Source organism: Kaistella sp. SH40-3, assembly GCF_030686865.1.
In the GTDB taxonomy this organism is placed as follows: domain Bacteria; phylum Bacteroidota; class Bacteroidia; order Flavobacteriales; family Weeksellaceae; genus Kaistella.
Genome location: NZ_JAQYUS010000003.1, coordinates 69,882 through 82,910 on the forward strand (window position 1 = coordinate 69,882; position 13,029 = coordinate 82,910).

10 protein-coding genes are annotated in these 13,029 nt (G+C 35.5%); 3 read left to right on the top strand and 7 right to left on the bottom strand.

Annotation, left to right across the window (positions count from 1 at the left end):
* Positions 1-42 precede the first annotated feature (42 nt).
* Positions 43-3,228 (top strand): hypothetical protein, encoded by a 3,186-nt coding sequence (locus PUH65_RS06235; protein WP_305519313.1) that lies wholly within the window; start codon positions 43-45, stop codon positions 3,226-3,228.
* A 283-nt stretch (positions 3,229-3,511) separates the two neighbouring features.
* On the opposite strand, the gene PUH65_RS06240 is transcribed toward PUH65_RS06235, so the two are convergent.
* Positions 3,512-4,708, bottom strand: a complete 1,197-nt coding sequence (locus PUH65_RS06240; RefSeq protein WP_305518980.1) for a DUF1343 domain-containing protein — start codon at positions 4,706-4,708, stop codon at positions 3,512-3,514.
* 4 nt (positions 4,709-4,712) lie between these two features.
* Between PUH65_RS06240 and PUH65_RS06245 the strand changes: the two genes are divergently transcribed.
* Together PUH65_RS06245 and PUH65_RS06250 are read left to right on the top strand one after the other, a co-directional pair.
* Positions 4,713-5,942 (top strand): FtsX-like permease family protein, encoded by a 1,230-nt coding sequence (locus tag PUH65_RS06245; RefSeq protein WP_305518982.1) that lies wholly within the window; start codon positions 4,713-4,715, stop codon positions 5,940-5,942.
* A gap of 159 nt (positions 5,943-6,101) precedes the next feature.
* Positions 6,102-7,082 (top strand): PLP-dependent cysteine synthase family protein, encoded by a 981-nt coding sequence (locus tag PUH65_RS06250; protein WP_305518983.1) that lies wholly within the window; start codon positions 6,102-6,104, stop codon positions 7,080-7,082.
* A 171-nt stretch (positions 7,083-7,253) separates the two neighbouring features.
* Here the strand turns inward: PUH65_RS06250 and PUH65_RS06255 are convergent, their stop codons facing one another.
* The 6 genes from PUH65_RS06255 to PUH65_RS06275 all read right to left on the bottom strand — a co-directional run bounded on the left by PUH65_RS06255 (position 7,254) and on the right by PUH65_RS06275 (position 12,929).
* On the bottom strand, positions 7,254-8,540 hold the full coding sequence (locus PUH65_RS06255) for a glycosyl transferase family 1 (protein ID WP_305519314.1): 1,287 nt from the start codon (positions 8,538-8,540) through the stop codon (positions 7,254-7,256).
* A gap of 53 nt (positions 8,541-8,593) precedes the next feature.
* Positions 8,594-8,812 carry a GIY-YIG nuclease family protein gene (locus PUH65_RS06260; protein WP_370692021.1) on the bottom strand — a complete coding sequence of 73 codons (219 nt, stop codon included), beginning with the start codon at positions 8,810-8,812 and terminating at the stop codon, positions 8,594-8,596.
* Positions 8,778-8,900 (bottom strand): GIY-YIG nuclease family protein, encoded by a 123-nt coding sequence (locus PUH65_RS14900; protein WP_370692022.1) that lies wholly within the window; start codon positions 8,898-8,900, stop codon positions 8,778-8,780. The genes PUH65_RS06260 and PUH65_RS14900 overlap by 35 nt, the downstream gene beginning before the upstream one ends.
* A gap of 77 nt (positions 8,901-8,977) precedes the next feature.
* On the bottom strand, positions 8,978-11,539 hold the full coding sequence (locus tag PUH65_RS06265; protein WP_305518984.1) for a YfhO family protein: 2,562 nt from the start codon (positions 11,537-11,539) through the stop codon (positions 8,978-8,980).
* Between the two features lie 56 nt (positions 11,540-11,595).
* Positions 11,596-11,814, bottom strand: a complete 219-nt coding sequence (locus tag PUH65_RS06270; protein WP_305518985.1) for a hypothetical protein — start codon at positions 11,812-11,814, stop codon at positions 11,596-11,598.
* Positions 11,815-11,864: 50 nt separating this feature from the next.
* Complete coding sequence (locus PUH65_RS06275) at positions 11,865-12,929, bottom strand: DUF6263 family protein (RefSeq protein ID WP_305518986.1); 1,065 nt, start codon at positions 12,927-12,929, stop codon at positions 11,865-11,867.
* Positions 12,930-13,029 lie beyond the last annotated feature (100 nt).

Consider the following 13,029-nt stretch of genomic DNA (forward strand, 5'->3'; position numbering starts at 1 on the left):
AAAAAAATACTATTCTTATTTATTTATGTATCTGCATTAAGTATAATTAATGCTCAAATTTTCACGTGGCAAAATCCTAACATTTCAAAAGACTCTTTAAAAAAAGATTCCATCCTTACAGCGAAAATTGAAAAAGATATTTTCTCGAAAGACACTTTGGATTTTATCAGAATGCCGAATAAAACCATTATTGATGAAGGTGTTTTGGTTAAAAATACACGGTCTCAAATTCTAGGCGATCTAAATTCTAAAGGTTCTATTATCAGAGGAATCACGTTTGGGAATAATCAGGGACAAAGCGTGCAGAGTTCCATGGATTTACAGATTACCGGAAAACTCTCGAACGATGTTTCAATTCTGGCTTCGATTTCCGATCATAATCTGCCGATTCAAGCAGATGGTTATACGCAAACGCTTGAGGAATTCGACAAGATTTATCTTCAACTCAATATGAAAGACAACTCGATTTTGCGTGCCGGTCATTTGGATCTAATGGATGAAAAAACCTATTTCGGTCGTTTTCAAAGGCGAAGTATGGGTTTAGAATATCAGACGAAATTTGGGAATGAAAATAAAACATTTGCCAATATTTCTGCCGGCGTTGCACGAAGTGAATTTTACCGTGTTCGTTTTCAAGGCGTGGAAGGAAATCAAGGCCCTTACCGGTTAAACGGAAAAAATGGCGAACAGTTTATTACCATCATTTCTGGATCAGAGCAAGTTTTTATTGATGGGATTTTAATGAAACGTGGCGAAAGTCAGGATTACGTGATTAATTATAATACGGGTGAAATTACTTTTACCAGTTTCCGACCGATTTTCAAACAGAATTTTATTACCATTTCTTATAATTATACGAATAGAAATTACACGCGATTTTTAGTAACAGGCGGCGTTCAACATGAAAGAGAGAAAGTGAAAATTGGTTTCAACTGGTTTATGGAAAATGATAATAAAAACGCTCCACTTTCTTTAAATCTATCTAAAGAAGATGAGCAGATCTTAGCCAACGCTGGAAATAATCCAGATTTAATGTACGCTCCCTCCGGAACGGTTTCGGAATATGATGTGAATAAAATTCTCTATCAACGCGTTCAGAATCAAAACGGAAATTACTACGAATTCTCTAATGATCAAACCCAAACATTGTATCAGGTTGCCTTTACTTATTTTGGCGATAATTTAGGCGATTACCGTTTAAAACAGACCACGAACAACGGACGGGTTTTCGAATATGTTGGTCCAAATGCCGGAACTTATAAAGCCGTTCGCAAATTACCTTCACCTCAAAAGGCACAGATTTTTTCTACCAATGCTGAAGTACTTTTAAAAGAAGGAAAAATCGGTGCAGACTTTTCTTTAAGCAATTACGATATCAATCTTTTTTCTTCCAAAGATGCCAATCAAAATATCGGTTACGCTGGACGCGTTTTCGGGAATAAAACCTTTAGCAAAAACAACTGGAAAGGAACGCCGAGTTTTGAATACCAACATATCAATTCGCAGTTTCATATTTTAGATCGGATTAATGATGTTGAATTTTCAAGGGATTTTAACCTGGCTCAAGAGTTTAATCAAATTACTCAAAACCGTTTGATTTTTAGTTTTATGAATCAATGGAAAAACACTTCTTTCCTGAATTATCAAATCAATTATTTAGATGAAAAAGATTCTTATACCGGAATAAAAAACGATCTGGATTTTGGCTGGATAAAAGGGAAATTTAATACGACAGGAAACTTTTCTTATCTCGATACGAAATCAACTTTTCAGAATACCAATTTTGTGAGAACTGGTGTTGCTACAGAATATTCGGGTAAAAAAGGAACTTGGGCAATCGGCGCCGGCATGGAACAAAATATAAAAAACTTCAACCAGACAGATTTGCTTGATGTTACAAGTTATCGCTGGAAAGAAATTTTTGTGCAGAAAAAAATTGGTGATTCTACCCGAACTAAACTTTTGGCAAAAATGTATTTGCGTGATAACGATTCTGTGAGAAATAATACCTTGCAAAATAGAAATCAAATCCTCGGTTTTATGGCGGAAAGTCAGATCATTAAAACCGAGAAAACCACTTTATCTGCTCTACTCCATTACCGAAAATTCTTTGAGAAAACGGATGATTTAATGGCAACTTATAATCAGGATTTCATCGTTGGAAATATGACTTATCAGCAACAACTTTTTAATAATGGAATGCGTTTGCAGGCGTTTTATGAATTAGGAAATGGTCAGGAAGCACAGCGGGAATTTCAATATATCAAAGTCACTGATGGACAGGGAATTTACAAATGGACGGATTATAACGGCGACGGAGTTCAACAGTTAGACGAATTTGAAATTGCTGAATATGCAGATTTGGCGCAGTATATAAGGATTTACACGAATACCGTAAATTATATTCCGTCGAATAAAAACAAAATGCAGTTGGCTTTATTTGTAAATCCTTCCGTAGTTTTCAATTCTGAAAATCAATTTCTGAAAAGATGGAATTTTAATCTTTCCATTAATTCTCAAAACTCTTATTTAAAAAAAGAAAAGGTTTTCGTTTTAAATCCGTTCGAAAAGAATGAAGATCAAATTTTGAAAAATCAAAATATTCTGGCCTCGGCACAATTTAATCCTACAGACAAATCTGGCTGGAATGGAAATTACCGTTTTATCGCCAACAGTAATTTAATCAATGCGAACTTTAGTAATGAAGAGCGAAAACAAGTTTCTCATTTCCTGAATATTGGACATTGGTTTGGGAAAGATTTCCGGATCGATTGGGAGAATTCGATTCATGATATTAAAAACGCATCGCAACTTTTTAACAGCCGGGATTTTCAGTTGCAAAATGTGGAAACAAAACCGAAAGCAACTTATAAATTTACAGAAGCGATTCAGACAGAACTTTCTTCGGCTTTTCGTCAGAAGAAGAGAGTTGATGGCGAAGAGTTTTTAAAGACGTTTGACCTTACCGGAAGTTTGCAGTGGGATTGGCGAAAAACTTCAGTTCGCGGCAATTTCTCTTTTATTAAAAATGATTTTACGGGAAATAATTTCTCGCTTGTCGGCAACCAAATGCTCGATGGTTTGAAGCCAGGAAAAAATCAGGTTTGGTCGGTGTTTCTACAACAAGCGATTAATTCGTTTATTCAAGTTGATTTGAATTATGAAGGTAGGAATTCAGGTGAACGAACAATTCACATGGGATCGATGCAGGTGAAAGCGAGTTTTTAGAAGTATAAATATTTTGCCACGAATGCACGAATATTTTTACACTTTTTATTGAAACTTTCAAAAAAATTCACTCTTACGTTTGAGGCAGAAATTGCACAAATTAAAATTGTAACCATTAAGGCTCATTGAGGAATTAAGAGAATTAGAATTTACTTCAGATAATGAACTGCTCAAAAATTTTCTGACTTTTTAGATTAAAAAACAAGTCGAAAATTCACATTTCACCATTGACCATTCACTTTTTCCTCTTGGGTATTTTTACTTTTTACTTGGCTCTTGAAACTTAATCTTCATACATCACATACTTCGCTCTTATCTTCTGAAAATTCTCCAAATCACTTTTCCAGGAATCTTTAATTTGAACCACAGATTTTCCGGCGATGATTTGCTTTCTCAATTCATCAGTTCCGGCTAATTTATCAAAGAATAAATTCTTTAAAAAGAAATCCTGTTGTGGATTTTTATCGTCTTTATATGCTTTTAAAAGCCAGTCTAAATTAAGTGCTCTTAAATCTTCTGGATATTCTGACAGGTTTTCACCGTAACATAATTTACCATTTAAGAAAGGATCTTTTGCGCCTGCAGAAGGTTTTGGGGTAAATTGATACGGTAAATCTTTGGTCCACGGAGAACCATAAATCTGAAAAGGCAAATTCGTTCCACGACCCACAGAAACTTGAGTTCCTTCAAAGAAACATAAACTCGGATAAAGGTTGATGGATTTGTCATTCGGTAAATTCGGGGACGGCTTATCAGAAATTTCATACCGCTGTTTTTTATGATAACCTTGCATCGGAATCAAAGTATATTTTGTTTGAATTCCTTTCTCCAACCATTTTTCACCGTTGACCATTTTTCCATATTCACCAATCGTCAATCCATAAACAACCGGAATTTGATGCATTCCAACAAAACTTTTCCATTGGTTTTTAAGAACTGGTCCATCAATATATCCATCGTGCGGATTTGGTCGGTCGAGAACAATGACTTCCACATTATTTTCTGCAGCCGCTTCCATTACATAAGTTAAAGTAGAAATATAAGTATAGAATCTCACGCCCACATCCTGAATATCAAAAAGAATAATATCAATTCCTTTTAACTGTTCGTGTTTTGGCTTTTTATTCGATCCATAAAGAGATACAATCGGAATTCCAGTTTTGGTATCTACTCCATTTTTCACGTGTTCGCCTGCATCTGCATCTCCGCGGAAACCATGTTCTGGGGCGAAAATTGATTTTATCTGAACATTATTTTTAACCAAGAAATCAACCAGGAACGTTTTATCTTTCATCAAACCGGTTTGATTGGTGACGATTCCAATGGTCTTGTTTTTCAATAAAGGCAGATACAATTCCGGGCGGTCGGCGCCGGTTTTAAAACAGTTTGTATCGAGGTTTTGGGCAAAACTCATTTGGCAAAAACCAAAATAAATTAGCACAATCAGAAGTAAATCTTTATTTTTGAGGCTTAAAATCATACGATTGAATTTTCCGGTATATTTTTCTAAAAAAATTGCATTTTCCAAAGATAATAAAAATAATCTCTCACGGGTTATTGTCTTTATTGGTCGGCTATCCGTCGCGCTTGGAGTTATTGTTTCGCTCATCACCGTTTCTACTGGAGTTGGGTCGAAAAAAGCGATTAAAGAAAGAATGGCCGATTTCTCCGGACACATTTCGGTAAAATCAAAACAGTCTAACAATTCTTATAATTCCTCCATTCTGAGTAATGACGGGCTTCAACTCGATAAGATAAAAGGTTTACCCGACGTTGCTTCTACTCAAAAATATATTTCTGTAAGTGGAATTTTGCGCAACGAACATAATTTTGCCGGTATCATTTTTAAAGGCGTTGGCAATGAATTTGACTCAGCGCGATTCCGAAAATTCATCGTCAAAGGTCGCGTACCCACCTTTACTGAAAAAGGTTTTGACAGTGGAATCCTCATCTCCCAAAAAATCGCAACTGATCTTCACCTGGGAGTCAAGGACAGTATCGTCGCCATTTTTTCCAAGGAAAATCAAAGTCCGCTTTACCGGAAATTTGAAGTTGCTGGAATATATAAAACTGATATTAAATTAATTGATGATGTCTTTATCATTGGTGGAATTAATCACGCCCGCAAAATTCAGGGAATGAAAGATTCGGAAATTGGCGGAATCGATATTTTTCTGAAGAACATTAATGATATTGATGAAGACGCACCCAAAGTTGACGAACTCGTTGGCTACAAAAACTACACTGTAAAAGCCACCGACGAATATCCGCAAATCATGGATTTCATTGCGATTTTTGACACGAATATTGCGCTCATTATTACCATTATGTTGGTCGTAGTGATCATTAATATCATCATGGTTTTATTAATTTTAATTATCGAAAGAACCAACTCGATTGGAATGCTGAAAACTTTAGGCGCGACCAACGGCCAGATTCGAGCGATATTTATTAATTATACTTTGCTGATTATGATTCCGGGCCTAATCGTCGGAAACTTAATTGGTTTAGGGTTTTTGTTCATTCAAAAATATTTCGGCATTATCACCCTGAATCCTGAAAACTACTATTTAAGTGTCGTCCCAGTTGAAATAAACATTTTCCATATTTTATTAATCTCTGTGGGAATCCTTATTGTATCTGGGATTTCACTGGTTCTACCGAGTTATTTGATCAGTAAAATTTCTCCGGTAAAAGCGATCAAGTACAATTAAAATCCTGTCAAAAAAAGACGGTAAGAAATTTTAGCCCAGATTGCAGTGGTATCCTTTTTCTTTGAAAGGGGCATTTGGCGCGGAAAGAAAAAGATATAACGGAAAGCGGGACTGAGTGTAAAAGAATTCCTACTTTTGTGGCTCCAAAAAATTAACTTAATGAAATACGCACAAAATATTCTAGAAACCATCGGAAATACGCCGCTTGTAAAACTTAACAAAGTTTTGGGTGAAGATTTCCCAGCCTTGGTTTTGGCAAAAGTAGAAACCTTCAATCCCGGGAATTCTGTGAAAGACAGAATGGCGCTGAAAATGATTGAAGATGCTGAAAAAGACGGACGTTTGAAACCAGGCGGAACCATTATCGAAGGTACTTCCGGGAATACCGGAATGGGTTTGGCCTTGGCGGCAATCGTGAAAGGTTACAAATGTATTTTCGTAACGAACGCGAAACAGTCGAAAGAAAAAAATGACATTTTAAGAGCCGTTGGCGCAGAAGTAATCGTTTGTCCGACGGACGTAACGCCAGAAGATCCACGTTCTTATTATTCCGTTTCTAAACGATTAGGCGAAGAAACTGAAAACGGTTGGTATGTGAATCAATATGATAATTTATCGAACCGATTAGCGCATTACGAACAAACTGCGCCAGAAATCTGGGAGCAAACCGACGGAAAGTTAACGCATTTCATGGCAGGTGCGGGAACGGGCGGAACGGTAACGGGTTGTGGCAGGTTCTTCAAGGAAAAAAATCCAAATATTAAAATAATCGGAGTTGATACTTATGGTTCGATTTTAAAGGAATATCATGAAACGGGTGAATTTCATCCGGAACACGCGCATTCCTATATTACAGAGGGAATTGGCGAAGATATTATTCCTGAAAATTACGATATGACGGTGATCGATCATTTCGAAAAAGTAACCGATAAAGATGGTGCAATTTACGCCCGAAAACTGGCAAAAGAAGAAGGTATTTTCTGTGGTTATTCTGCGGGAAGTGCGATTGCTGCTTTGATTCAGATGAAAGATCAATTCACCAAAGATGATGTGATTGTTGTTTTGCTACACGATCACGGTTCCCGATATGTGGGGAAAATCTACAATGATGACTGGATGAAAGAAATGGGTTGGTTGTAAAATTTTATGGGCGTGCCCTTTATAAAAATAGCCGTAAAAGTAAACTTTTACGGCTATTTTTATAAACGTTGGTATCCGGTTCCCAATCTTTTTTTGATGTAGATTCTATCTAATGTTGAAAGTTAGGATTAGAAAAAAAGGATTTCCACCTTCTCCCTCACGCAAAGTGGATTACAAAAGTTCAGTCAGTTTTTTAGTCAAATTTTTTCGGGAGAATTGCTCAATATTTTGAGTCTGAGAATTTGAAATTCCTGATTTCCATTCTTTATATTTTTCTACTAAAAACACTTTTAATTCTGCTTCATCATCATAGGAAAAATGCTTTCCAGCGTCGGTTTGTTCTAATATTTTCTTGACATCACTTTCTTTTGGACCGAATGAAATGATCTGTTTTCCTGTTGCTAAATATTCGAAAATCTTTCCGGGAATAATTCCTTTTGAAATATCATCAGGAAAATTGGTAATTAACAGCAAATCAGAATTCGCCATTTCCACATTTGCTTCTGCATGAGAAAGATAGCCTCGATTATTTACTGAATTCTTCAGTGATGACTGTTCTATTTCGTTCAGAATTTTATCATCAATTCTTCCGACAAATTTTAATTGGAAATGATTTTTAAAATCTTCATTTTCAGAAACTATTTCATTTAAAACTTTCCATAAAATTTGCGGATTTCGCAACTGTTCGAGAACTCCGATATAACTTAAAGTGAATTTGGAACTCTTTTGTGGAATCTTTTGCTCAACCTCATCCTTATCAAAACCATTCGTAATACAAAAAGCATTCGCTCCTTTTTTTCTGAAATTTTCCGCATCGGAGAAACTGGTGGCTAAAGTAATTTCCGCAGTTTCGAATACTTTCTGTTCGAGATTTCTATGTTTTTGATCTGCAGATTTCGTCAGTTTCAAATGTTTATAATAGGAAATTTCTGTCCACGGATCTCGGAAATCTGCAATCCATTTTAGATGAGGAAATTCCTTCTTTAATTCCAAACCAATCAGATGCATTGAATGCGGCGGACCAGTTGTGACAAAAACATCAAACTGATTTTCTTTCAAATACTTCTTCAAATATTCAACAGAAGGTTTTACCCAAAAAACTCGTGCATCAGGTATAAAGAAATTCCCCCGAACCCAAATTGAAAGTTTAGATTTCCACGATTGGTTTTTACCAACATCAAATTGTCCGGCTTTAAATTTCTTATTGTCTTTGCCGAAGATTTCCGCCAGTTGATATGGCTCCCAAATCTTCGTTTTAATAATATCTAAATCCTCAGAAACTTCCTTCTCTAAAGTTTCATCAACAATCGGATAACTCGGATTTTCGGGAATGAAAACGGTAGGTTTCCAACCGAAGTCGGGTAAATATTTTACAAATTTCAACCAACGCTGAACACCTGGTCCACCCGCAGGCGGCCAATAATAGGTGATGATTAATATTTTTTTTGTCTTACTGATTATATTATCTTTTGATTTGTCATTCTGAACGCAGCAAAGCGAAGTGAAGAATCTCAAATTTCATCATTTAAGAATCTCCAAGTGGGATTAACTATATTAATTAGATCTTCCTTCTTCTTTCTCGTCCATCCTTTTATTTGCTTTTCTCGGCTTATTGCCGTCTCAACATCTTGAAATTGCTCGAAGTATATAAGATAAAAACATTTATACTTCGTCGTGAAATGTTTCGAAATTGCTTCAGGATTCCGATGCCAATACAACCTTTTCTGCAAGGTTGTTTGTAACTCCAGTATATAAAACCGTCTTTTCCTTATTTGTTAAAATATAAATAAAGTAGTTATGTGTTCCTAAAGTTTTCATTGATAGTTATTACTTAGATTCTTCACTTCGCTTTGCTCCGTTCAGAATGACAGAAACATTAAGTTCACAACGAATAATCACTTCTTTACCAACTTCTTTTCCTGTCTTTGGCGATATAAAAAATAAATACCCAATCCACTCAACAATAAAAATAATCCAAATGCAATCATCGAAATAATTTTCCCTTTCTCGATAACTGCTGGTGCAAAAATCATTTTAATCGAATGTTTTCCAGCCGGAACATAAACCGCTCTCAACAAGTAATCTGCTTTGATATAAGGAACTTCCTGGTCATCAACAAACATCTTCCACCCTTTTGGATAATAGATTTCAGCGAAAACGGCTAACTGAGGCGTTTTCGATTGAGACGTAAATTCAAGTTCGTTGGCTTCGTATTTTTTCAAATCTAAAAAGGCGGTAGAATCTTTTTGCAAAGGTTTTCCATCAAAATATTTTTGATCTTCTTTTGCAATTACTGCGACCTTCTTATTATCAATGATTCCAATCTGATCCAATTCTTCATTTGGAGTATTCGCAAATTTTACTTCAGACACAAACCAGGCATTTCCATTTGCGTCAGCATTGGTAACTCCTTGAGGTTGTTCAGGAGATCCAAAAATCATATACTTGGTGTTCAACATATTCAGGATTCGTGGAACTTTTACCGTATCCATTTTACCAAAATATTCATTGATTAAATCATCGTATCTTCTTAGTTTCACTGCATGATAACCACCAACGGACGATTTAAAATAAGAAGTATTGGTTTCGCCAAACGCTCCTAAAACTTGATTGTAAATTCGGTAATGACCTTTATCTTTCTCGGCAATTGTTTCCAACGTTTTGTTCATGTTGGTATTATCCAAAAGGGATTTTAAATTGGCGTTATCACCGACTTTCTGCATTAACAAATCTGAATTTTCTGTCTGAAAAGGATTTTCTGTAAATGATTTATCAATGAAATTATCGTTGTTTAAATACCTTTTATTCACGCTCCACAAATCAAAGAAACTCACTAATCCAATAATGATGATCGCTATATTTTGAGTGACTTTATTTTTTAAACTTAAAAATAAAACTCCTGCCGTAATTCCTACGAAGAGAATCGCTTTGAATGCATCGATACTAAACATTTTATATCTTTCATCAACCAAAAACTCCAATAAAAATGGCGGAAGATAAGTTTTTTCTGAAGGCGTATAAAAACCTAAAATAGACTTTCCGAAAATCAATAATAGAACCGTAATTCCTAAAACTACAGAACTTACATAAATCAAAGTTTTCTTCTTATAATCTTCTGTTAATATATTATCCGTAGAGGTTTCTGTCTTTTCATTTGAATTAAAAAATCGGTATAAACCAACAATGGCAATCAAAGGAAATAGTAATTCTACAACGACTAAAATTGAACTCGGCGCTCTAAATTTATTATAGAAAGGAACGAAGTCTATGAAGAAATCGGAGACAATCATGAAGTTACTTCCCCACGCCAAAAGAATGGTTAAAATTGATGCTCCTAAAATCCAATATCTGTATTTTTTCCAGGCAAAGAAAAAACCTAAAACTGCCAGAAAACAAACGACAGCACCTTGATAAGCCGGTCCGGAAGTTCCTGGTTGTTCGCCCCAATAAGTCAAATTTCCAAATCCTTTCGAGATTCTGTCCATTTCCTGTTGCGATCCTACATTTTCCTGAACTAATTGCTGAACTTTCGCCATCATTTTATCAGAACCTTCTTCATTACTTGCGCCACCCATTAATCGCGGAATAAATAAATTCAAAGTTTCTAATTTCCCGTAACTCCACATCAACATGCTTTCTTTATCCATCCCGGATTTGTCGGCAGAATGTTTTTCGTTGTCTAAGATTTGTTTGCCACGAACGGTTTCAGTGATATATTCTGAGTTCGCCATAATCCGCTGAGAATTCATTCCAACTCCTAATACAAATGCTAAGGCTAAAACTCCGGTTGAAATACCGAAATGTTTCCAATCGGTCTTCCCTTGGAAAGCACGAATCAATTCTGATAAGAATAAAAATGCCAACGCAATGAATAAATAATACGTCATTTGCGGGTGATTTGCCGCAATTTGCAATCCCATAAAAAGTGCCGTCACAATAAATCCAACGACATATTTTTTGCGGATATAAACCAAAAGTATTCCGGCTAAAAGTGGCGCGAAATAAGCAACCGTATGAATTTTACCATTATGTCCTGCAGCAAGTGCGATATAAAAATAAGTAGAAAGTCCGAAAAAGGTAGCGCCCAAAAGTGCGTATTTCCAATTTCTAACTACCACTAAACCTAAAAGAAAAAATCCTGAAAAAAGAAGGAAAATATAATTAGCCGGCTTTGGTAAAAAGTTCAGCAAATCATCAATCTTTTTAATAACATCACCGCGAAACTGCGCTCCCATTTGATAAGTCGGCATTCCGCCAAACATAGAATCGCTCCAATAAGTTTCTTTGCCATGTTCGGCACGATAATCCAAAAGTTCTTTGGCACCGCCTTTATACTGCACAATATCGTGCTGAAAAAGTTGCTTTCCGGTTAACACAGGATTGGCATAAATGACCGCCAACAAAATGAAAACCACCAGGCTTCCGATAATGAAAATTAAGTTTTTGTTTTTTAACATCTTTAGGTTTATTATTGAGAAAAACCCTTTGACATTGTCAAAGGATTTTCAAATCTTTATTTTTCTTTAGGTTCTTTAACCTCTTCGTAATCTACCGTTTCAGCATCCCAATGGATTTTGGAGTCCAGATTATTTTTGGATTTCTGCTGCGTTACATTCTCATCATTTCTCGGCTGTGGAAATTTAAAAATTTTAGTAAAAAACATTCTTTTTAAAAAATTCCAAACAAAAAAAATGATTACTGTGGTTAGAATTAATTCTAATATATATTTCATTTCTTATTTTTGATAATAGATCATGTTTGTCTTTGATAGTTACTACAATCTTATTTTGCAGGATTTACAATTACAGTTGAATTAGAAACAGATTTCATCGTTTGCGATTGTTTACCATCTGAAAGCGTTTCTGTTTGCGTCGTTTTTACAGAAATATTTTGATTTTTCACCCAACCTGTTTTCTCATCTAAAGTGATTGTACCATTTTGTGCCAATTCAGAACTCATTGATCTGGTCACGCCTTCTTGCGTTTGTTTATCCGATTTTTTAGGAATTCCTCCCGCTACAGAAATCTCTGCGATTCCATCACCAACACTTTTCAAAGTATAAGTCGTGGTTAATTTGATTTTTCCGTCTGGAGTTGCATTTTCGCTTTCGGACCATTTGTCGCCAATCTTAACTCCTTTTGCAGGAATCAAAACCAAGTTTTTCGTGAACTGGTCTTTCAACATTTTCTCGTTAAAACTTTGTTTGAAACTATTGATAAAAGCAGTTTTGTCTTTAGCGTCTTTAATTGTTGATCCGACAGATGCTGAAATTTTATTATAAACCGCATCAAAGCCCGTAATAGAAAGAACTTTTCCGCTTTCGGTCATTTTTAAATTCAGTTTATTACCCACCAACGCCTTGTTCACTTTCCACATCATTTTCAACTGCTCGTCTTTCGGCTCTGCTTGTTTGGTATCAACGGAAACTGTTTTCCCGTTGGCAGATTGTGAATTTCTTTTTCCGGTTAAATTAATAGTAATATCATAAGTTCCATTGTTGAAATCATTCACGGTAAAAGACATTTCATCGGTCATTTCACTGGTTCCGCTTTGGGATTTCCCGTCCGGCGCCGTCATTGTTTGTACATCTTTCTGATAAGTAACTAAAGGATAAGTTTGGCCTTTTACTAATTTGAAAGTCTGTTTGTAAATTCCAAGCGAATCATGAATAGCAGGCACTGCTGCTTGCGTCTTCTCAATTTTTGTAGAATCTGCCGTGTTTTCTACAGGAACTTCTACGGTGATTGTTTTTCCGGTTTCCGGATCTACTTTGGTTACGGTTTGAGTTTCTTTTTTACAGGCAACTAATGTTATAGCAAGAAGCGCGATGGCTGTGAATTTTTTCATTTACTGATTTTTCTGAATTTTATTTAAAGTCGTTCTTAAAATATTTTTAAATTTAAAAAACGAAATACAAATTTAAGGTAATTATTTCTGATGGATTCAA